General features: G+C 43.0%; 18 protein-coding genes and 2 pseudogenes. 9 read left to right on the top strand and 11 right to left on the bottom strand.

Annotated features, from left to right (window positions below):
* Nucleotides 1–191 precede the first annotated feature (191 nt).
* Together NYR52_RS08550 and NYR52_RS08545 are read left to right on the top strand one after the other, a co-directional pair.
* A pseudogene (locus NYR52_RS08550) lies at nt 192–3080 on the top strand (Tn3 family transposase).
* Nucleotides 3081–3217: 137 nt separating this feature from the next.
* Nucleotides 3218–3799: a tyrosine-type recombinase/integrase gene (locus NYR52_RS08545; RefSeq protein WP_259435453.1), complete on the top strand. Its 582-nt coding sequence runs from the start codon at nt 3218–3220 to the stop codon at nt 3797–3799.
* Here the strand turns inward: NYR52_RS08545 and NYR52_RS08540 are convergent.
* Complete coding sequence (locus NYR52_RS08540) at nt 3777–5315, bottom strand: IS1182 family transposase (protein WP_445727838.1); 1539 nt, start codon at nt 5313–5315, stop codon at nt 3777–3779. The genes NYR52_RS08545 and NYR52_RS08540 overlap by 23 nt on opposite strands.
* A 129-nt stretch (nt 5316–5444) precedes the next feature.
* Nucleotides 5445–6317 carry an aKG-HExxH-type peptide beta-hydroxylase gene (locus tag NYR52_RS08535; protein WP_259435452.1) on the bottom strand — a complete coding sequence of 291 codons (873 nt, stop codon included), beginning with the start codon at nt 6315–6317 and terminating at the stop codon, nt 5445–5447.
* A 367-nt stretch (nt 6318–6684) separates the two neighbouring features.
* Between NYR52_RS08535 and NYR52_RS08530 the strand changes: the two genes are divergently transcribed.
* From NYR52_RS08530 to NYR52_RS08520, 3 genes are all read left to right on the top strand, one after another.
* Nucleotides 6685–7932, top strand: coding sequence for an MFS transporter (locus NYR52_RS08530; protein ID WP_259435451.1), 1248 nt, complete (start codon nt 6685–6687; stop codon nt 7930–7932).
* Nucleotides 7933–8193: 261 nt separating this feature from the next.
* Nucleotides 8194–8544 carry a helix-turn-helix domain-containing protein gene (locus NYR52_RS08525; RefSeq protein WP_259435450.1) on the top strand — a complete coding sequence of 117 codons (351 nt, stop codon included), beginning with the start codon at nt 8194–8196 and terminating at the stop codon, nt 8542–8544.
* A gap of 37 nt (nt 8545–8581) precedes the next feature.
* Complete coding sequence (locus NYR52_RS08520; protein WP_132220422.1) at nt 8582–9274, top strand: endonuclease V; 693 nt, start codon at nt 8582–8584, stop codon at nt 9272–9274.
* Between the two features lie 155 nt (nt 9275–9429).
* Here the strand turns inward: NYR52_RS08520 and NYR52_RS08515 are convergent, their stop codons facing one another.
* The 4 genes from NYR52_RS08515 to NYR52_RS08500 form a co-directional block, all read right to left on the bottom strand.
* The gene (locus tag NYR52_RS08515; protein ID WP_132220420.1) at nt 9430–10032 is read right to left on the bottom strand and encodes a hypothetical protein; all 603 of its coding nucleotides are present in this window, start codon (nt 10030–10032) and stop codon (nt 9430–9432) included.
* Nucleotides 10033–10124: 92 nt separating this feature from the next.
* Nucleotides 10125–11120, bottom strand: coding sequence for a phosphotransferase enzyme family protein (locus tag NYR52_RS08510; RefSeq protein ID WP_132220418.1), 996 nt, complete (start codon nt 11118–11120; stop codon nt 10125–10127).
* 806 nt (nt 11121–11926) lie between these two features.
* Nucleotides 11927–12058: a hypothetical protein gene (locus tag NYR52_RS08505; protein ID WP_375163139.1), complete on the bottom strand. Its 132-nt coding sequence runs from the start codon at nt 12056–12058 to the stop codon at nt 11927–11929.
* Between the two features lie 132 nt (nt 12059–12190).
* A complete protein-coding gene (locus NYR52_RS08500) occupies nt 12191–12814 on the bottom strand; it encodes a recombinase family protein (RefSeq protein ID WP_029072083.1) in 624 nt (207 codons plus the stop codon).
* Between the two features lie 278 nt (nt 12815–13092).
* Here NYR52_RS08500 and NYR52_RS08495 point away from each other — a divergent pair, with 278 nt between their 5' ends.
* From NYR52_RS08495 to NYR52_RS08485, 3 genes are read left to right on the top strand one after another with little or no spacing between them, the layout of a single operon-like run.
* On the top strand, nt 13093–13539 hold the full coding sequence (locus NYR52_RS08495) for an ArsI/CadI family heavy metal resistance metalloenzyme (RefSeq protein ID WP_022738259.1): 447 nt from the start codon (nt 13093–13095) through the stop codon (nt 13537–13539).
* 20 nt (nt 13540–13559) lie between these two features.
* On the top strand, nt 13560–13919 hold the full coding sequence (locus NYR52_RS08490; RefSeq protein ID WP_029072082.1) for an ArsR/SmtB family transcription factor: 360 nt from the start codon (nt 13560–13562) through the stop codon (nt 13917–13919).
* A gap of 26 nt (nt 13920–13945) precedes the next feature.
* Entirely contained in the window at nt 13946–14449 is a 504-nt protein-coding gene (locus tag NYR52_RS08485; RefSeq protein WP_198052885.1) for an arsinothricin resistance N-acetyltransferase ArsN1 family A, read from the top strand.
* 47 nt (nt 14450–14496) lie between these two features.
* Here the strand turns inward: NYR52_RS08485 and arsC are convergent, their stop codons facing one another.
* Genes arsC through NYR52_RS08470 form a run of 3 tightly spaced genes read right to left on the bottom strand, consistent with a single transcriptional unit; the run spans nt 14497 to nt 16383 of the window.
* Nucleotides 14497–14919 carry an arsenate reductase (thioredoxin) gene (gene arsC, locus NYR52_RS08480; RefSeq protein ID WP_022738255.1) on the bottom strand — a complete coding sequence of 141 codons (423 nt, stop codon included), beginning with the start codon at nt 14917–14919 and terminating at the stop codon, nt 14497–14499.
* Between the two features lie 30 nt (nt 14920–14949).
* Entirely contained in the window at nt 14950–15999 is a 1050-nt protein-coding gene (gene arsB / locus NYR52_RS08475; protein WP_259436746.1) for an ACR3 family arsenite efflux transporter, read from the bottom strand.
* A 57-nt stretch (nt 16000–16056) separates the two neighbouring features.
* A complete protein-coding gene (locus tag NYR52_RS08470) occupies nt 16057–16383 on the bottom strand; it encodes an ArsR/SmtB family transcription factor (protein ID WP_022738252.1) in 327 nt (108 codons plus the stop codon).
* Nucleotides 16384–16545: 162 nt separating this feature from the next.
* On the opposite strand from NYR52_RS08470, the gene NYR52_RS08465 reads away from it, so the two are divergent.
* Nucleotides 16546–19518 carry a Tn3 family transposase gene (locus tag NYR52_RS08465; protein ID WP_259435449.1) on the top strand — a complete coding sequence of 991 codons (2973 nt, stop codon included), beginning with the start codon at nt 16546–16548 and terminating at the stop codon, nt 19516–19518.
* A gap of 118 nt (nt 19519–19636) precedes the next feature.
* Here the strand turns inward: NYR52_RS08465 and NYR52_RS08460 are convergent.
* Nucleotides 19637–20077 (bottom strand): annotated as a pseudogene (locus tag NYR52_RS08460) (TetR/AcrR family transcriptional regulator); the annotation flags it as partial.
* Nucleotides 20078–20238: 161 nt separating this feature from the next.
* Entirely contained in the window at nt 20239–21570 is a 1332-nt protein-coding gene (locus NYR52_RS08455; RefSeq protein WP_259435448.1) for an MFS transporter, read from the bottom strand.
* Nucleotides 21571–21626: the final 56 nt, after the last annotated feature.

Genomic DNA, 21626 nt, shown 5'->3' with positions numbered 1-21626 from the left:
TCTCCAGTAAATGGAAAATGACTTGAGTCCAAATGGGAACTCCAAGTCATTTTTTATTGTTCCGAATTTTGTTTTGGTATTGGAACTTCCTGTATTTTAACCTTTGTCCTTGCCCAAAAAATCAAGGCTCCGTATACTCAGATCAGCGGAAAAGTACCGACTCTATGCCATTCTAGGAACTTTAGAAAGGATTGACATCGGAGTTGAAACAGCAATGGACGAAGGAAGAACTCATTGAACACTTTACTTTATTGCCTCCAGAAAGGCAACTGATTGAAACTAAGAACTTTGAGACACGGTTGGGATTTGCTGTTTTGTTTAAATACTTTCAACATGACGCTCGTTTTCCTGACGGTCCGGAAGATGTTCCTATCCCGGTGGTTGATTTTTTGGCCAAGCATCTACGAGTTAACATGGAGCACTTTGAGCAGTATGATTGGACCGGGAGAACTATTAAACGTCATCGTGATGAGATACGGAAGTTATTTGGTTTTCGCGAACATACAGCGAATGACCTCCAAGCAATTTCCCAATGGCTGTCTGACAAAGTGTTGACCCATATTCATGATATCCCTGTCTTGAAAGAGCGAGTTTACGCTACACTCCGGCAGCGGAAGATCGAGCCGCCCGTGGACAATACTGTTGAAACGTTGGTACGATCCGCTTTACATAATTATGAGCAGAAATTCTTTGCTCAAACGTTTCAACGCCTTTCATCTGCCTCTATCTCCCGAATGGACGCGATGATTGATGATTGGGCAGATGCCGAGGATGAGGTTTCTGAAGAACAAGGGGCCGAGGAATCGGAACGAATGACTTTCCGTAAGATCAATATGGGCCCAGGCCGCGCCAGCAGAAAGAACTTAGAGGAGGAAATCAAAAAGCTCAAGGAATTACGCATGTTGGAGTTGCCGCACGATCTGTTTAAGAACGTGCCCCCCAAAATCTTAAGGAAGTACCGGTTACGTGTGGTTTCGGAGAAGTTGGTGGAGATCCGCCGCCATCCACCAGAATTGCGCTATACCCTGTTGTCGGCGTTCTTTTGGTCTCGACAACAAGAGATCACCGACAGCTTAGTTGAAATGCTGATTACCATTATCCATAACATTAATGCCCAGGCTGAACGCAAAGTAGACCGCGAAATATTGCAGGAAATTAAGAAGGTTCGTGGGAAAAACAATATCTTGGCTTCCTTGTTGGAAGCCCTATTGGAAAAAAAGGATCATGTCGTTCAAGATGTGATTTTCTCCGTTGTTGAGGAAGAGACGTTGCGCGATTTACTAAAGGAATTAACCCACAATAAAGAGGTATACCGTGAAAAGGTTTATTACAAAATGCGCAGCTCTTATAGTAACAGCACTGGATCTGATTAAGAAACATATTGGCACCAAGCAAAAATTTTTTGCTGTCGCCGATGACGTGCCAATTGAAGATGTGATCCCGCCTAAGTTTAAGAAAGTGGTACTTGAGACAGATAAGAACGGTGATTTGCGCGTCAACCGTATGAACTATGAGATTTCCGTTCTCTACTCCCTGCGGGAGAAGCTGAAATGCAAGGAGATTTGGGTGATTGGGGCCAATCGCTACCGAAATCCTGACGAGGATTTGCCAGACGACTTTGAGAAACGGCGGGAAGAGTATTATGAATCCCTTGGTCTGCAAATGGATGTGGGCGCTGTGATCAACGATCTCAAACAGTCGTTACATCGTGCGTTGGATCAACTAAATCAAACCATTCCACAAAATCCGAAAGTCCGAATTACGAATCACAAGGGTGGATGGATTTCGGTTACACCATTGGATCCACAACCAGAGCCCGAACGCTTGGTTCAGCTCAAAAAGGAAATTACAAAACGTTGGTGGATGATTGAGTTAATCGATATTTTCAAGGAAGCCGATTTGCGTGTAGGTTTCACAGATGCTTTTCAGTCACTTGGGATTCGTGAGCAGTTAAGTCGTGAAGAAATCCAAAAGCGTCTGTTGCTCTGCCTTTATGGACTCGGTACCAACATGGGTCTAAAAAGAATGGCCACCGGTAACACTGATGTGACTTACGAAAACCTTCTGTACATCAAACGGAAGTTTATTCATCCAGAAAATTTGAAGGCAGCCAATGTCAAAGTCGTCAATGCCATTTTGAAGGAACGCCTAGCCGAAGTGTGGGGCGAAGCCACTACATCTTGCGCTTCTGACTCCAAAAAAGTCGGTTCTTGGGATCAAAACCTGATGACAGAATGGCATCCCCGCTACCGCGGACCTGGTGTGATGATCTATTGGCATGTTGAAAATAAGTCCGTCTGTATCCACTCGCAATTAAAGACCTGCACATCTTCGGAAGTGGCTGCAATGATCAAAGGATTGCTCCAACATGCCACCGAAAAAAAGTTGATCGGAATTACGTGGACACGCATGGTCAAAGCGAAGTTGGTTTCGCCTTCTGTCATCTACTTGGTTTTAAGTTGATGCCCCGATTCAAAAATATCGGCTCACAGAAGCTCTATAAACCCGATCATGGCATGGCCGATGCATATCCGAACCTGCAACCGGTTCTGGCCAAAAATCCAATCAACTGGGATCTGATCCGGCAGCAATACGACCAAATGGTGAAATATGCTGCGGCCCTGAGATTCAACACCGCAGAAACCGAAGCCATTCTCAAGCGATTCAGCCAAAACCGGACCCATCCCGTTTATAAAGCCTTAAGTGAGTTGGGCCGCGTGATCAAAACGATTTTTCTGTGTGAATACCTACAGCACGAGGAAATCCGGCGTGAGATCCATGAAGGGCTGAATGTCGTTGAAAACTGGAACTCCGCCAACAGCTTTATCTTCTTTGGACGTAACGGGGAAATCCAAAAGAACCAAGTGGATGAGCAAGAGATCGCCATATTGAGCCTGAACTTGCTTCAAAACTGTCTGGTCTATATCAACACCATCAAAATTCAGAATATCATCAAGGAGCAAGGATGGCTGAACAAGCTTACAACAGAAGATTTGCGCGCACTCAGTCCTCTGATTTACAACCATATCACTCCATATGGCAAATTTAACGTTGATTTGGATAGGCGATTACCAATATAGGAGGCGAAGTGCCATTAAACACCGAACCCCGCCAAAAAAGAAGGCCCGGGAGCTGGCCAAATACCTTCGTGAAGAACGGCCAGATTATGATTACCTAAAAAGCGTATTCCGGCACCTGCGTGCCGAGTTGGAAGTCGATGTGCCAAAGGCAAATAAAAAATTACCTTACGTGCCTCACAGAAGACGAGATTAAACGCTATTATGAAGCCGTCTGGAAGGCGAAGAATTTTCAAGACATGATGATTATAAAGACCCTACTGTATACGGGCGTTCGTGTGAGCGAACTCATTAACATCAAGCTGACCGATATTGATTTCCAGCGCTGCCAGATCCGGGTGAACCAAGGGAAATGCAAGAAGGACCGGATCGTGCCGTTCCCGACCGCCTTCAAAGAGTTGTTGGCCATGCATGCCGATCGCGTAGCGAAAAAGGGTGCTGTCTACCTTTTTGAATCGTCCTGGAAGAAAAAATACAGCGACCGCGGCATTCGAAAAATCCTCAAGAAGTATTCCGATCAAGCCGGCATGGTTCAATCCATTTCGCCGCATAAGTTACGCCACTTCTTGTTAACATGGCTCAAGAAACAAGGTATTGACGATGCACTAATCCAACCTTATTCTGGACATGCAAGCCGTAAATCGCTTGAAGTGTATTCTAAGTTGGCCATTACTGATGCACAGGAAGAATATGAGCGGGTTATTCATGAGTTTCCCATATAACAGAGCCTCTTATAAAGCGCAAAACCGATCCTTTATTGAGGATCGGTGAGAATGTTGACAAACCCTGCGAATCAACTTTGTTGATCGCAGGGTTTTTGTATATAAAAGGGATATAAACAATTAATGGATGAATATCAACCCATATAAACTTAAAACCACCTCCCTTACCTGCTCTCGAAAGCAGCATAGCCAACTTTTTTATGTTTTGAGCCACAGCAGTTAGGAGGCATTGCTCTTGAATTTTTGCAAGCCCCCTGTAGCGTGCGTATCGAAGACCATGAAGTTCCTTCGCGTCAGCGAAGCTACGTTCAATCGTTTCTTTTCGACGCTTATATAAAGTTTTTCCACGTGGGCTCAAGCGATTTTGTCTAACCCACTCTTTTGCATCTTCCCATACATGACGTGTTAGGATTTTTGTGTGGTTCTTTGACTTTGTGCAATTCTTAAGAAAAGGACATTGCTTACAAATCTCGGGATTGGATTTGTACTGTCTGTATCCTTCACGGTTGGTCGTTCGATATGTAAGTTGATGCTTTGCTGGACAAAGATATACATCTTGCTCAGGAATATACTTAAATCTCCATTTCGGAAAGAGGTCTTTATCTGGTCGAAAACTCCGATGTGCAATAACCGTAAAGATTCCTTGTCCTCTCAATTCACGACAAATAGGCATAGTTAAATAACCAGAATCCAGAGCAACAGCTTTCACCGAAAAGCCGAAGCGGCTTTTCTGACGATTTAACCTTTCTAAATAAGGAACTGAATCATGGACATTTCCTGGTGTAACAAATACATCTGTAATGAAGTTATGTAAACCATCGACAGTACGATGATCGAGATAGAAAAAGCCTTCGGGTTTTCCATCTCGAACCATATAACCACTATCTGGATCGGTCGTACTTACACGAATTTCTTTCGTTTCAACCTTTATGGGCTTTTTTTTTAAAGGCTTCTTTCCGTGCTCTTCTCGATCTTGCTCAATTGCTTGTTCTAAATCATCCATATATCCTTTGGGAGTAACTTTAACTAATTGTTTTTTGAACTTTCCTTTATTGGCATTGGCTTTAAGAAAAGTGGAGTCACTAAAAAGCTCTTTTCCTTGAATAAATCCATGTTGGATCGCCTGAATGACAATTTCATCAAATATTTCCTGATAAATAGTGGAGCTTTGGAACCGTCTTCGACGGTTTTGACTGAAAGTAGATGCATGTGGGACTGGGTCGGTTAGAGATAACCCTACAAACCAACGGTAAGCGATGTTAACTTTAATCTCCTCAATGAGTCGGCGTTCGGAACGAATGCCGAACAAATATCCAATGAGTAGCATTTTAAATAACATAATTGGGTCAAGACATGGACGCCCATTATCTTGGCAGTATAATTCTTTACATTTCTCAGCAATGAAGGAGAAGTCGATCGTTTCATTAATTTTCCGTAACAAGTGATCTCGTGGAACTAATTCTTCTATGTTAACTAGTTCTGGTTGATGTTCTTTACTCGGGTTTGTTCTAAACATAGAAAAAACTCCTTATAGAGTGTTTTTTATTGATTCGACAAAAAAGGCTGCTGACCCTGCCTTTCAAGGCAGTTTGTCAGCAGCCTCACCGATCCTTTATTGAGGATCGGTTTTTATATAATAAATTTCTCAAAAGAGAAATTTGGAAAGGCTTTCGTAATCTCTTGCTTTTAGGAAGTGGTTCATTTGATTAAGAGTTAATACACCCTGTTCACCCAAATACTTCGTTTTACTGTTAAGCTCCTCCACAGTTTGCTCAACAGAAGGCAAGTAACTCTGAGCTTTTTTTGTATCCCCAAGCATCGTGTAGAAATGGGAAAGAGCAATCGCCACAGCAGCAGAGTGGAACGAACGATCCAATGGTCTTTTCCATTTCAAGATAGATGAGGTAACCAACGCGTCTTCCGTACCCAACACTTCTGTATCTGGAAAAATGGTGTTGACCATATCATCGAGAAACAGAGAGTTATGGATAAACTCATGGTACATGCACTCGGCATAATCGATAACGGTCCAATCAGGCTGAGGATTGAGCCAAATCAACCCGATTAGACTGGAAACGGAATCACCGCCATTACCTTCCTTCTTAATGAAGTACAATGTACCAATCAATTGAGTCATAAGATAATGCAGATTCGGATGCAAGATTTTGATAAGGTCCAATGCTTTCTCCATTTTGTATTGGATCATTTCTCGTTCCTCATCATTGAACAAATGCTTGCCATCCGCCACGTCTTCTGGAGACAACATGGTGGATTTTACAATCAGGTTAGTAAGGGCTTCGTTGTCGAATTGCATATGGATACCATTAGGCTTGTTCGGAATAGAAGAGGATTGTAAGGTATTGATCACGTCAAAGAATAACCTTTTACGATTTTCTTCTGAGATTGGGGTTTCCGGATTAAAAACCGTGATAATTGTTTCAATGTTTTGTATAATGTTTTTAGAGTGCAGAAAAGGAAAACATGTTTGTTTGCCCTGCTTTGGCTGGACACACGACATACAGAAACCTCCTTTTTAAGAAGTGCAGGGAAGGGCCAGTTCCCTGCACTTAACTGATTAGGTGGCTTACTTCTTCTTGTTTTCGTCGTGGATCATCATTACCAGCAAAGCGGGGCTTTTGCTTTCGTAATGATTTTTGGAATAAAGCAAAATCCTTTCTTTTGCTTTTGCCAGCACCTCCTAAAAAATTTATTGAGAACAAAAACTTCGGATACCGAAGTCATCTATATTATATCATTAAAATATGGAAAATAGTTAATATTTAATTTTTTTCTAAAATAATCAGACGAAGTGAGGTTAACCCAATGTGATTAATAGGTGTTTCGTCGATTGATCACTTTTATCATTTGAAAAAAGAGGTGCTTCCATGAAAAAAAATATCTCTTTTCAAATGCTTTGGTTGAGTCAATCCCTATCCAATTTGGGAGATTCGTTATACATTCTGTCAATCGTTACAGTGATCTACAAAATTACCGGCTCGGCGTTTATCTCAGGGCTCTTTCCTTTACTTCGCGTGATTGCTCAGGCAATCAGTACGATCTTGGTACCGTTGGTGATGGATCGAATGAAATTGCTTCACTTAATTTGGATTTCTCAAGTGGGGCAAACCTTGTTATTTGCAGTTATGGCTTTGTTGGATCTAGATGGGCATTCCACCTGGCTGACAATGACCCTGCTTTTCTTAGTCTTTTGGATTTCTGTAATCCACGGATGTGCTCTACCTGCAAGGAATGCACTAACTCCTCGTTTGGTTTCGGCAGATTACTTAATGAAAGCGAATAGCTTACTGACGACTTCGGATCAATTCGTTTTGCTTGTAGGGTGGTCGCTTGGAGGGGTATTGGTTTATTACCTCGGTACAACATCGGTGATGTTGATCACCACTGGGCTCATGGTTTTATCAACACTCTGCCTTTTATTTGTGACAGACTCCTCCAATGAAGAGTCCTTATCAACGAAGAACTCTGGAAAATGGAAACAAATCATCGATGGATGGCAGTATATCTGGAAAGATCTCGATCTGAGGATCATTTCATTTATGGAACTGGTATCTAATTTTGGCGGCGCCATCTGGACCGGTTCCATTCTACTCGTTTTTGTCAAAGAAGCATTAAACAAAGGGGAAATCTGGTGGGGATTCATCAATTCTGGCTACTTTGTGGGCACGATTTTAGGTGGGCTGATTGTCTGGAGTTTGTCACGGATCATCGAGGAAAGAGTGAAACAGAGCATTTTATGGGGATGTGCAATACTGAGTGCTGCCACTTTCTGTTTTGCGATTAATTCGAATCCTTGGTTGGCGCTCTTCCTATCCTTTGCAATGGGTCTTCCCAACCAGTTACGAAGTATTGCTCAAAGAACATTTATTCAAGCTCAAACTCGTGAGGATATGTTGCCAAAGGTTTTTGCAGCGGTAACAACCATTATGTTCGTTACATTTGGTTTTTCAGTTCTAATCATGGGAGCAATTGCAGACTTCTTGGGGGTTAGAACGGTTTACATGATCACTGCCTTACTATTCACCCTTACCACGGTTCTGTCACTATTTATCAAAACTAGGCGTCTTAATGCTACCAAAGAAGAACATGTACAGAGTAAAATAATGACCAAGTAGAATATATCAAATGACTTGAGTTACCTAAATGGTTTCTCAAGTCATTTTCCATTTTATGGGGAGATGGCACCAAAATTGGTCTTCGCTCCCTCTACCCCAATAAAGCGAGCCAAATATTTGGCTCGCTTTATTGGTTATTTTCGTCGCTTTTGGCTGAGGTGTTGCCATCCCATAACTCGCCCCATGTCGAACATAGCAAGAATGATCAAACACGTATTAGCGCCGTCTAGTATAGTGAAATCAGCGGGAAGGAGGATGGACTTGGATCAGGACAAATCCTTGGCTGATACGATCGAGAAGACCTTGCGCTACATCGATCAACATCTCGACTCCAATCTGAATCTGTCTACATTGGCTGAACAATCGGCTTATTCCCCTTACCACTTTCACCGCGTTTTTCATCGCATCGTAGGCAAAACGGCTGCCAATTACATTCGCAAACGGCGGCTGTCCAAAGCGGCGGAGGAACTTGTCAGCAGTGATAAGCGCATATTGGAAATTGCGGTGGCGTTTGGCTTTTTCTGCCAAGAATCTTTTACACGGATTCTGCCGCCTGAACCAATCATGCATCACGTTAAGAATGTTCATACACCTTGTGTTAAGATAACATAGACAAGGTCCCCAAGGTCTAGCATCTTCGGAGGTAGTTATGAACATCAATGTAATTCATTCTTTTGATTTGTCACTGGATGAGATGAAGGCCATTCAGCAATCACTCCGGCAACAGATTCAGATCACTCCCTATCCGGGGCAACCCAAAGATGTGGCCGGTGTAGACTTAGCTTACTTTCCAGATGACCGCCGAGCTGTCGCCGTCATTGTTATCATGGATTATGCCACTCAGCAGATAAAAGAAACCGTCTACCATATTGATGAAGTGGTTCAAGAGTATGTACCCGGATTCTTGGCTTTTCGTGAACTTCCCCTCTTTCTCAAGGCTTGGGAAAAGCTTCATTATGAGCCAGATTTGGTTTTCTTTGATGGGAATGGCATGTTGCATCCCGAACGCGTCGGCTTGGCAACCCATGCTTCTTTCTTCATTGGCAAACCGACCATCGGCATTGCCAAAACGCACTTCATTGGAGAATATCCCGAACCTCAAAAAACTCAAGGAAGTGTGGAGTGGATCAAAGATCAGGGAGATGTAGTGGGAGCAGTCCTCCGGACCCAAGATGGCGTCAAACCCATCTATGTGTCTGTAGGCAATTACATCGATTTACCTTCAGTGCTCAGACTGACTCAGCACTTCGTCGGCAAGGAAAGCCGCATTCCCGAAATCGTAAGACAAGCCGATTTGTTAACGAAACAGCTTCGTAAACAAGCTTTGGCTGAAGAAGCTTGAAGAAACAATTAAGCCGTCCTAGATGGGCGGCTATATTAAATTATGATTAATTGAGTGAGAGGATGGAATGTGACGCTGATCTGTGGGTATATACCCTTGGGCAAAGAACTCCATTCTTGGCACAACTGCATGCCCCTTGAAGACAAATGTTACGCTTAGTCATTAAGGCTGAACCCTTTTCCTATCTTTTTTGCCTCTTTTTCTAACTGCTTCTCTATGTATGCTAGACCATGTTGCTGCGCTTCTTTCACTGCTTTAATATCTCCATAAGTAAAATCGACGTAATCGTATTTATACTTAGCTATTAGAATATCGCTTTCAGGATAGGGATATTTCTCCCATAACCACTCAACATCTTCCACCAGATTATCAATGCTTGCAACACATTGGACACCACCAAATTGAAGGAAAACCTTTTTATGTGGCTGTTTCTCATGTTCACCCGACGAAAAGAAGTCAACTGCCTTTGGCGGAAATCCTAAAATGGTTCCCAGTAAGCGATGGTATACTTCTGTATATGGCTTAATATGTTCATTGCCTTTGATGTATTTTAGGTAGATTTCCTCTTTTAATTCTTCATCGTAGAAAAATAAATGTTCCTCTCCTTCTTCATCAGAAGGAAGAGCAGGAAACAAGGTTTTGTCTATGCAAGGGTAGTTTCGTTTGAGCAAGTCAAACTTCGACCATTGAGCAGAAGAAAAGATCACTTTCTTGATTCCTAAAAGGAAAAAGCGTTCAAATACGCCTGAGTAAACCATTATTCATATCCTTTCTTAAGAAAATAGGAGAGTCTAATATTAGATTCTCCTATATCGTGTAATGAATGTTTGAAATTTCTATCCATTTACCCCTAAGACGAAAGCCAATCTGCCAAATCCAATTGAGTCACCGGAAAGTCTTGTTCGATGTCCCGGCGAGTGCGGTGGATCACATCAACCCATTCCTCTGACAACTGCTTAAAGTCCAGCGCTTGATGATAAAAAACATAGATGGCAACCCGACGCAGTTTCATGAAAACAGGTAACTGCAACCACCAAAAGGTATCCAGCTGATGTTCGGTCTCATATCCGCGTTTAAAGTGCGTCAAGAAATGGGCGGCGAATGCCTTTTCTCCATCCCATCGGCCCGGCGGTTTGCCGAATCTTGCCAACGCGTGATAAAGAATGACTGCAATATCATTGATGAACCAATGATAACAACAATCGTCGAAATCAAATACCATGATACGGTTATCATCAATGAAAAAGTTACGCATATGCAGATCATGATGAATCAAACCGTAACTGTTGGAGTCTTTGGAAAACGAATGCAATTGATCCATCAACTCTCTCGCTCTTAGCAATACTTGCGTTTCAGATTGTGGTATGCTTTCTTCAATCTTTAACAAGTCATCTTCCCACCACTGGCGCCTGCGAGCTGGAACCGCCGGAGTATATACACTCGCTTGGGCGTGCAACCAGCCCGTTAACTTCCCCCACATATAATAAAACTGTTCATTCCAATCCTCTTGCCTTGGCAAACGCCCTTGGGCTTTCACGAACAAAACGGCGTGCCATCCCTGTTCTGTGCTTGCTACCAGATTGCCGTCACTGGTTGGAATGACATCGGCGACTGGCCCTCCCTTCTGGGCGAGATAATGTACAAAATCAGCTTCGGCCAGCACTTCATCCAATGTTCGGCGCTGCACAGGAGTTAACCGAAGAATGGTGGGATGTTCCGGGTTCTCGTGTTCATATACCTTATTCACATTGCCAGCAAGCATTGTCAATCGGGCTGGATTGAGGTTGTATTTCTTGGCGATATGGGATAAGGTTTGATCTGATACATCAGGAATCTGTTGATTCATATTGTATTCTCCTTATCATGTGTTATACTTTCTGATTGTTTTTTATTTAGCTTTTGTTTGCTTTGCAAACTTGTTTGGGTTTAAATTTAGTTTGTGATACCTGAATTTTCAATTCTTTGCAAACGTACTGTTTATCCGCATCTTAATATGGCCTGATACATTCCTTTGGCGAGAATCTTCAGTGCCAGCTGTACGCGTACCTCCTCAGCGGCTGCGGAAAGAGGCCTTACGATAAACCGTTGGCAGACAGATCTTCTAGCTCTTTTTGTATATCGTCGAATATGTTTTTGCCTCCGGCCAAATAGATCAAATGGGTCAGATAGCGGCCAATATTTTGAGTATCTCTGTACACAGTCCCGTCAGAAAGTTAAAAATTCAGACTCCGATTTATATCTGCACCCCATTTTTTCGTTGCGGCTATTCATATTCTGCCCGGATCTTATATCACACACTTTATCTTGCCTGAATATGAGTTTGCGCCCATCAAACGTAATGACCACCTGCCGTAAATACCTGGTACCCTGCATGTTGTAAATAGCACGCACATTAAAAAAAGGATAGCAATGATATATATTTTTTCTTCATAAGCGATGGCGGACAGTTGACGATTGCCTGTCCGGCATTTATCAGATCCATTTTTTCCAGATTTCATTGCTAGTTAAAGAATTGGGTAGAAGCAAAAGCGACGTGTTTCACTGCTGCGAATGCCGAACAATCTTAATCTTATTCTAGCAATGAGAAAGAATATTCACCAGATATGCTCCCATAAAATAAACAGCCGACTCCCCTGTCGGCTGAGATTCTCTCTAATCATCAGACATATCCAAAAACTCCTGAATAATTTGCTCCTTTACTTCTTTTACAGGAAACCGTTCCGGGTAAGTGGACAGCATGAACATGGTTCCTTGAAGCACGGATGAAAAGTATAACGAACGCATCCTTGGTTCCTTGACTCCCAGCCTTTCAAAGGGGTAAGTCCGAGATACGTGTAAAATATACAGTTGCAAATGGGGTAAGTTGGAAAAAGCCGATTCCTAGTAAAGGAACGGCTTTACAATTATTTATAGATATCACATGCTCTCGTACTCTTTGACCACCTTATAAAATGAGTTCTTTTTCAACCCAAGTAATCGCATGAATTCAACGCCTGTAATCTCTTTGTTTTTCCATCTCGGATAGTGAGAGGCTAATAACTGGCGTTGCTCATGGGACAGCGTCTGTAAATTGATCTTGGGTCTTCCTAAATGTTTACCTTGAGCTTTTGCAAGCGATATGCCTTCAGCTTGGCGCTGTTTGATTTTCTTCCGTTCTTGTTCGGCAACATAGGAGAGGAGACTCAAAAACTGGTCCTCCATGAGTTTGCCGATATCCCCTATCTCTCGATATTTGCGGCTATCAAACAATGTTTCGTTTTCCAACACCACAATATCTGCTTGAATTTCCCTCGTAATCTGTTTCCATTCCTGGATGATCCCATCATAATCCCTGCCAAGGCGATCAAGAGCGTCAAGATAAAGAAGATCCCCTTTGCGTAGGATACGCTTCATCGTCTGGTAACCGGGCCGCTCAAAATCCTTCCCACTTTGCTTATCAACGAAGATCATCCGTTCCTCGATTCCTAACTCCAACATTTTTTTGATTTGGCGTTCCTCATTCTGATCTGCAGATGAAACACGAACATAACCGATTTTCACCATGAACTTCCTCCAGAAAATGCATTTTCTACCTGTTATTGTATCTGATTACGTTTCCAAAGGTATATGTATTTTCATAAACGTTTAAAAAGTGATTTTCATACATTTTTAAACGCATCAATCTGCATGTATTTCATAGTTTTTAAAGGTCTACCTTTAAGGACATTGCAATAAATAAAACATCAACTTTTTTTGATTTATCTATTTACCCATCAAAATTATTTGATGTATAATTGAATCAAGAAAAGTTGATATGAAATAACAGGAGAGTGAAAACGATGTTATTAAAACCCCATGTAGCGATTAACGTGAAAGACTTGAACAAATCTGTTGTTTTCTATACGCAATTGTTTGGCGTCGAGCCGGTGAAAGTTCGCCCTGGATATGCTAAGTTTGATCTGGAACAACCAGCCTTGAATTTTACTTTAAATGAAGGCGGAGAAGTAAGTGGCGGACTGAATCATTTGGGGATTCAAGTAAAATCCACTGAAGATGTTTTGGCTACCAAAGAACGTCTTCAAAAAGAGGGACTGACTACTTTTGACGAGATGAATACAACTTGCTGCTATGCTCGCCAGGATAAAATTTGGGTCACCAGCCCGGATGGACACCGTTGGGAAGTGTTTACAGTATTAGCAGATAGCGAAGATAAATCCAATGAATCGCCCGTTTGTTGCACATTGGACGAATCCAAACAAACAGAAACCGATTGCGGCTGCTCATAATCAGCAAAAAGGAGGTGGGCATGATGTCCTTATCTGCAGAAAAATTTGCTCAAATCGCTAAGGCCCTAAGCGATCCGATTCGCATCAAAATCCTCGATCTCATCCAATCTGGGTACGATCAACTGGGTGCTTCGCCTCCTGTTGCTTGTTGTTCTGGTGGTGTTTGTGTTTGTGATATTCAAGAGCAAATGAATATGGCGCAATCCAAAGTGTCTTATCATCTGCGAGAATTAAAAAATGCAGGTCTCCTTCACGAGACCAGGGTAGGAAAATGGAATTTTTATGCGATCAACTATACTACGATGAAGTTATTTCAAGACGAACTCCAGCGCCGTTATCTCTTGGAGACTGAAACTGTCGGAACAAATCTGGATCATTAACTTAAACAGAAAGACAGGAGGATCCCATGGTTATCATTCGTTCAGCCCTTCCCTCGGATGCTTTGGCTATTACTGAAATATATAACCAAGGAATTCAAACACGACGAGCCACTTTTGAAACATCCTTATATACAGTGGAAAACAGGCGGAAATGGATCGTTGAGCAAGAGGAGCATTATCCCATCTTGGTAGCGGTGCTTGATGAATTGGTAGTTGGCTTTGCATGTGTCCATCCTTACCGATCTCGAGACTGCTACCGGGGTATTGGTGAATTTTCCATTTATATTCGAGATGGTTATAAAGGCCGGGGAATTGGGAAACATCTGCTCCATTCACTGGTGGAAGCATGTGCGAAGCGTGGTTACTGGAAACTGGTCTCAAGAATCTTCGATTTCAACCATGCGAGCAGGGCCTTGTGTCGAGCCTGTGGGTTTCGAGAAGTTGGAATCTATGAAAAACATAGTAAATTAGATGGCGAATGGCTTGATTGTGTCATCGTTGAAAAGCTAATTATAGAAAACCTTGATTAACGGATAAAGAGTCATATCCCTTTGTACAGGGAGTGACTCTTTATTCGTTATTTCCCTTCTTTCGCAAACTTTATAACCCGTGCTTCAATTTGGTCTCGAACGCGGCGGAACACTTCCCATACTTCTTCCTCAGTTCCCTGGGCTTTGGCTGGATCTTCAAATCCCCAATGATCACGGTGAACATGAGGAGGTGTCATCGGGCATTTATCGTTGGCATCGCCGCAGAGAGTGATAACGTAGTCCGCTTTATTCAGCAACTCCGGATCAATGATCTCGGATGTTTGATTGGAAATATCGATTCCTTTCTCCGCCATGACTTTCACTGCTTTTGGATTAAGTCCATGTGCCTCAATCCCTGCGCTGTATACGTCAAATCGATCGCCTAAATATTTCTTTCCAAACCCTTCCGCCATTTGACTGCGGCAAGAGTTTCCTGTGCAAAGGAAGTAAATAATTTTCCTATCTGACATCGTTGTTCTCTCCTCTTTGGAATATAGATTTTAGCTTGATTCAATCATTTTTTGTGCAAAGTATTTGCGTCGGAACCAAAATGCGACGTTTACGAGTCCAATCAATACCGGCACTTCTACAAGTGGACCAATGACAGCAGCAAAAGCAGCCCCTGAGTTAATACCGAAGACACCGATCGCAACTGCGATGGCCAACTCAAAGTTATTGCTTGCGGCAGTAAAGGAAAGAGAGACCGTTTTTGAATAATCTGCTCCAACCTTTTTGCCCATATAAAACGAAACAAGAAACATTACAACAAAGTAAATTAACAGAGGAATGGAGATTCGAATTACATCCAACGGTAATTGAAGGACCAACTCACCTTTTAAGGAGAACATGACAATAATCGTGAACAGCAATGAAATGAGTGTAATGGGGCTGATTACAGGAATGAATTTAGTCTCATACCATTCACGTCCTTTAGCTTTCACCAATGCAAGACGGGTGATCATGCCGGCAACGAAAGGAATTCCCAAGTAGATCAAAACACTTTCGGCGATTTGGCCCATGGTAATATTGACGACATCTCCTTCTAATCCCAACCATTTCGGTAAAACCGTGACGAAAATATACGCGTAAACTGAATAGAAGAGAATTTGAAAAATCGAGTTGAAGGCAACTAACCCAGCGGCATATTCTCTGTTTCCATTTGCTAAGTCGTTCCAAACAATAACCATAGCAATACATCGAGCAAGACCGATAAGAATAAGACCAACCATGTATTGAGGATCATCTCTTAAGAAAAGGATAGCTAACACGAACATCAAAATAGGACCAATCACCCAGTTTTGGATCAGAGATAAACTGAGGATCCGGTAGTTCCGAAATACTTGCCCGATTTCCTCATATCGAACTTTGGCCAGTGGAGGGTACATCATCAAAATCAATCCAATGGCAATAGGAATGGATGTAGTACCTACCTGTAGTTCTGTTAAGACTTTCACCATACCTGGAAATAGATAACCGGATCCAATACCAATAACCATGGCAAGAAAAATCCATAACGTAAGATAACGATCCAAGAAGGAGAGTCTTCTCATGACTCCACTCATTCCATCACGACCTTTCTTAATAAGTTTTAGGATGAGGACGGAGCATTAATCGCAGACTACTTTTCGCCCACTTTTCTTTAACTCCTCGATTTCACTTCGCATATCTGGAAGTGTCTCTAGTACCGATTGAAAGAAAGGGTACATGGAGCCATCTAATGAATAGAAAACCCATTGACCATTCCGGCGTTCTTTCACCAACTTCGCGTTCTTCAATTTCCGCATGTGTTGAGAAACGGCCGGCTGCGTCATATTCAAAATTGCTACCAGCTCACATACGCATAATTCCTCCACTTTTAGTAAAGCGAGAATACGCAAGCGAGTTTTGTCCGCCAAGGCTTTATGACACTCCGCCATCTGCTCCCAATCCATCATATTCATCACCTCATCATTATATAAGCATGTACTTATATTTTTGTCAAAGATGAAAATAAAAATAACCAGTTCTAAATAAAACTGATCAGGGTCATGACAGTCTCGACACCACCATGATTTATGTGAAAATAAACATGACTACAGCATGAGGGGGGATTGACCTTGGCATCCATTGAACGTACTGCATATCCCCGGCTCAAGCGTTCATACACCGAAAAAGAGTTGGAACGGGTATATAAACCTTCAAGCGAAGAAGTTCGATTTGTATACGAATTAACACGGGGTCCAAAATCCTTGCTAAGCGCAATGATTTTGTTGAAGACTTCGCAACGGTTGGGCTATTTTCCTAAACTCGAAGAAGTGCCTACTCAGATTGTCGATTATATCCGTGACCGAATGAAACTACCTCCAGAAGTTGTTCCAGGATATGATAAACCACGAACTCGGTATCAACACCAGACAGCTATCCGGAAATTCCGAGGCATCCAATCCTACGGGAAGGAAGCCCAACGGATTGCCTTAGAGGCGGTGCAAAAGGCAGCCCAAGTCATGGATCATCCGGCAGACTTGATCAATGTGGCCATTGCCGAACTGATTCGGCAAAACTATGAACTCCCAGCTTTTAGTACGCTGGATCGTTTGGCGCGTCATATCCGAAAATCGGTCAATGACGGATTTTTTGAAATGGTGTTCCAACGTCTAGGCAATCAGGAAATCAAACGGTTGGATGAATTACTGGAACGGGGAGAATCTCACTATAGCGAATACAATCGTTTGAAAAACCTTCCTAAAAAGCCCAAGTTGTCGGAGATCCGGGAGCGGTTGGATCATTTGGCCTGGTTAACAACTTTTGGGGATGCAAGACCGTACTTAGAGGGCATCTCACCGGCCAAAGTGAGCCATTTTGCGGCTCAAGCCAAAGCACTGGACGCACGGGAGATGAAAGATTTTTCACAGGCAAAACGAGCCGCACTTCTTCTCTGCCTGATCTATCGCTCCCAAACAAAGACACGAGATCACCTTGGAACCTTGTTTATTAAGCGGATGGCCAGCCTCCATAAGGCTGCTAAAGAAGAATTGGAGCAAATAAGAGAGCAACACCGGGAGAAAACAGAGTCCTTGGTTTTGGCATTCACAGAAGTGTTACAAGCCTTACAGGATAATCCTGAAGATGCGGAAGCGGGACGCTTGATCAAAGAGGTTTTAGCTTCCCGAGGGAGCATTCCGGATCTTCTCGATGATTGTGAAGCCGTCGCTTCCTGCCAAGGAAACAACTACCTGCCCTTGATTCTTAAGTTTTTTCGGCAGAATCATCGCCCCGTCTTGTTCCGGCTGATTAATTCCCTTCAGCTTGATTCCACTTCAGAGGACGGCCGTCTAATTCAGGCCCTCGAATTTGTGAAGAAACACCAAAATAGCCGAAAAGAGTGGCTCCAAGATGAAGTGGATTTGTCGTTTGCTTCTGATGCTTGGCGCCGTATCATCCGGGTTAAACAGCGTGTTGGCGGATATCAAATTGCTCGCCGCCATTTAGAGGTGTGTGTGTTCTCCTACTTGGCAACGGAACTGAAAACAGGAGATGTCTGCATTCAAGATTCTGATGACTTTGCCGATTACCGCGAGCAACTTCTATCTTGGGAAGAATGCCAGCCTCTTTTATCTGAATACCTTGATGAAATGGATTTTCCTGAACAAGGGAAAGAGTTTGTCCAACAATTACAGGAATGGATGAACCACACTTGCCGAACTGTCGATTGCAAATACCCTGACTCTGATGCTGTTGTCATCAACGAAAAAGGGGAGCCGGAATTAAAGAAAGTCCGGGCAAAAGAACGTACAGTGGATCAAAAGCATTTGGAGAAATTAGTCCTTGAAAGGATGCCGGAACGGAGCATCCTTGATATCTTGTGTAACGTAGAACATTGGATCAGATGGACACGTCATTTTGGGCCGCTATCTGGATCTGATCCGAAACTGGAAAGACCGACGGAACGATATATCCTCAATACCTTTACGTACGGCTGCAATCTTGGACCTGCCCAAGCTGCTCGGCATATGCGGGGGTTGGTCACTCCTAAGATGCTCTCATTCGTGAACCAGCGCCACGTGACGGCACAAAAACTGGATCAAGCAATTAAAGATATCATCAATGAGTATTACCGGTTCGATCTTCCCCAACTTTGGGGCAGTGGTAAAACGGCCGCCGCGGACGGAACCAAATACGATATCTATGAGGAAAATCTATTGGCTGAATATCATATCCGGTACGGAGGATACGGTGGTATCGCTTATCACCATGTATCCGATAACTACATAGCGTTATTCAGTCACTTCATACCCTGCGGGGTCTGGGAAGCTGTTTACATTCTTGATGGCTTACTGAAAAACAAATCCAATATTCAGCCTGATACCGTACATGCGGATACCCAAGGACAATCCACACCCGTGTTTGCCTTGGCCCATCTGTTAGGAATCAAGTTGATGCCCCGGATTCGAAACTTGAAAGACTTGACGTTTTTCCGCCCCTTTGAAGGCGTTCGCTATAAGCACATTGACTCCCTTTTTACTGAAACAATCAATTGGAAACTCATTGAAACCCATTGGAAGGATTTACTTCAGGTCGTACTTTCGATCAAGGCCGGAAAAATCTCTTCAGCTACATTGCTTCGTAAACTGAGTAATGACAGCCGTAAGAACCGACTATACAAAGCGTTTCGAGAGTTGGGGCGGGTAGTGCGAACCGTGTTTTTACTGGAATATATTTCAGACTTGGAGCTTCGCCAACAAATCACAGCTACCACAAACAAGGCTGAAGCTTATAATGGCTTTTCTAAATGGCTCTTTTTCGGCGGTGAAAGCATTATTGCTGATAATGATCCAGAAGAGCAAGAAAAGGTGATTAAGTACAATGATCTTGTTGCAAACGCAGTTATTCTTCAAAATGTAGTGGACTTAACAGCCGTGCTACGGGAGTTGACCAGAGAAGGATACGGAATCGAAAGTGAAGCCGTAGCTACTTTGAGTCCTTACATGACCAGTCACATAAAGCGCTTTGGTGACTATGTAATTGACATGGACAATGCACCTGAGCCCCCAGAACCACAATTAATCCTGCCAACTAGCATTGTGGAATAGCAAGTCATAAACTAACCAGCTCCCTTAACGTGAAACAGGCAAGGGAGCTGGTGTTATTTTGATTTGGAACAAATTTCTATTTATAACTGTATATTTTACACGTATCTCGGACTTACCCCTCAAACATATCACACTGATGTTCAAATTGTCTGGTGATTTCCTCAACCAAGCGCTTACTGTATTTTGCCACCACTTCGTCAGATTCTGGTTGCGTTTGCAGATGGAGATAGAAACGGAACACTTCGGGTTTTCGATAGACATTATCTATCACGCCCTCGACAATATGCTTGAGCTGTCCGGCAGGCGTCTCAATGGCCTTGGCTTCTTCCATCACCTGAACCAATTCACTGATTCTGTCCTCGACCATCGTCGCCAGAAGCTCCTCTTTCCCTTTGTAGTAGTTGTAAAGAAGGCCTTTGGATATGCCAGCGTGTTTGGCCACATCATCAACTGACGTGGCGTGATACCCTTGTTTCATGAACAATTCCATTGCCGCGATCCGAATTTTCTCTTTGGTCATCCGCCGAATACGTTCGTTTTCTTCTTTCGTGCGTGGCATCACTTTTTTCCTCCAAATTTAGTACTCCGTAACACCAGCTCATTATTGAATGATCATACACTCAATACAAAAACGGAGAATAGAGGGAATAAAATAAACCATTTCAACAACTGCATCGATTCGTCCTAATGGCCGACTTGAACACGCGGTGCTACTTCAGCTCATCTGATCAATGCCCTTTCCCTGTTCCCATCACTAATAAAAAATGCGCTGATCAAAGCGATGATGCTTCCAATCAAGCCATATAGAAACATACGGTGAATGCCGCTCATAAAATCTGTCGCTTCCGTCAAAAACATCCCCATGATGGTCACACCCACCGCAGTGCCAATATTGCGAGTAAACATTAGAAAAGATGTAGAAACCCCTTTTTGATGCGCTTGAACCAGCTGTTGAGCTCCAATCACACCGGTTGTAGACAACAATCCGAAAGCAAATCCTTGTACGACCATCACAAAGAATGCATACCAAAATCCATGTTCCGCTTGTAACAATACCAAAAGCACGCCCGACACTGTAAGCGACAAACTCCCAATAATAAATAAGGGTCTATAGCCATATTTCAATATCCACTTCCCTGCCGGAACCGCTGCGCTCATCCACCCAACTGCAGACCCAAGCAACGCAACTCCGCTCATCAATATAGATAGATGTGCCATTTTTTGCAGGAATAATGGAATAAAACTCGCTGTTCCAAACAATGCCGCCCAGCCGAAAAAGCCATGGATATTCATCCAGCGAATATTTTTATCATCAAACATGGAAAAGGGAACGAGCGGCGACGCTTGTTTTGTCTCGAACAAATAAAAGCCCAAGATGAACAATGCGCCAAGCAGTCCATATAGGAATCGATATTCATCCACCACCGTGACCATGAGCAATAATGTCACCCCTGCGGAGAATAAAAGCGCGCCAACATAATCCACTCGCGCTGGCTTTGCAGTGTACTTCTCCTGATAAGGTAACAAAGTCAACAACGCAAGGATACAGATAGGGATATTAATAAAGAAAATCCATCGCCAAGTTAAATACTCAACAAAAAATGAACCCAACATGGGAGCCATAATCGCTGACAATCCCCACATCCCTGTACCAAGCGCCTGAATCTTGCCACGTTGCTCCACAGAAAACAAATCGCCAGTAATAATAGCCGGAAACGGGATCATGAAGCCAGCACCAATTCCTTGAACTCCGCGGAAAACCACGAGTTGAACCATGCTCTGTGCCACTCCACAAAGGGTTGAACCGATTAAAAACAGGAAAATTCCCAAAGCAAAAACACGCTTTCTGCCAAACAAATCAGATAACCGACCCGCCACCGGAGCAAGTACGGTTGTCGCAATCATATAGGCAGCAAACACCCATGCATAAAGGTCAAATCCACCCAAACTTTTCGCAATAACTGGCATGGTTGTATTCATAATGGTCGAATCCATGGCAGCAACCAACATAGACAATACCATGCTCACCAATACTGGCAACCTGCTGTTCAAAAAAACGCCTCCTCTTTGATCTAAACTTTGTCAAATTCCTGTCATATGGAATTACC

Source organism: Laceyella sacchari (assembly GCF_024927925.1).
Classification (GTDB): Bacteria; Bacillota; Bacilli; order Thermoactinomycetales; family Thermoactinomycetaceae; genus Laceyella; species Laceyella sacchari.
This window is presented reverse-complemented; position numbering and strand designations above follow the sequence as displayed.

What these genes read in the sequence shown, in the direction of transcription:
- NYR52_RS08545 (WP_259435453.1), top strand. Translation starts at nt 3,218, where the DNA reads ATGTGCCAAAGGCAAATAAAAAATTACCTTACGTGCCTCACAGAAGAC.
- NYR52_RS08540 (WP_445727838.1), bottom strand. Translation starts at nt 5,315, where the DNA reads ATGTTTAGAACAAACCCGAGTAAAGAACATCAACCAGAACTAGTTAAC.
- NYR52_RS08535 (WP_259435452.1), bottom strand. Translation starts at nt 6,317, where the DNA reads ATGTCGTGTGTCCAGCCAAAGCAGGGCAAACAAACATGTTTTCCTTTT.
- NYR52_RS08530 (WP_259435451.1), top strand. Translation starts at nt 6,685, where the DNA reads ATGAAAAAAAATATCTCTTTTCAAATGCTTTGGTTGAGTCAATCCCTA.
- NYR52_RS08520 (WP_132220422.1), top strand. Translation starts at nt 8,582, where the DNA reads ATGAACATCAATGTAATTCATTCTTTTGATTTGTCACTGGATGAGATG.
- NYR52_RS08515 (WP_132220420.1), bottom strand. Translation starts at nt 10,032, where the DNA reads ATGGTTTACTCAGGCGTATTTGAACGCTTTTTCCTTTTAGGAATCAAG.
- NYR52_RS08510 (WP_132220418.1), bottom strand. Translation starts at nt 11,120, where the DNA reads ATGAATCAACAGATTCCTGATGTATCAGATCAAACCTTATCCCATATC.
- NYR52_RS08505 (WP_375163139.1), bottom strand. Translation starts at nt 12,058, where the DNA reads ATGCGTTCGTTATACTTTTCATCCGTGCTTCAAGGAACCATGTTCATG.
- NYR52_RS08495 (WP_022738259.1), top strand. Translation starts at nt 13,093, where the DNA reads ATGTTATTAAAACCCCATGTAGCGATTAACGTGAAAGACTTGAACAAA.
- NYR52_RS08490 (WP_029072082.1), top strand. Translation starts at nt 13,560, where the DNA reads ATGATGTCCTTATCTGCAGAAAAATTTGCTCAAATCGCTAAGGCCCTA.
- NYR52_RS08485 (WP_198052885.1), top strand. Translation starts at nt 13,946, where the DNA reads ATGGTTATCATTCGTTCAGCCCTTCCCTCGGATGCTTTGGCTATTACT.
- arsC (WP_022738255.1), bottom strand. Translation starts at nt 14,919, where the DNA reads ATGTCAGATAGGAAAATTATTTACTTCCTTTGCACAGGAAACTCTTGC.
- arsB (WP_259436746.1), bottom strand. Translation starts at nt 15,999, where the DNA reads ATGAGAAGACTCTCCTTCTTGGATCGTTATCTTACGTTATGGATTTTT.
- NYR52_RS08470 (WP_022738252.1), bottom strand. Translation starts at nt 16,383, where the DNA reads ATGATGGATTGGGAGCAGATGGCGGAGTGTCATAAAGCCTTGGCGGAC.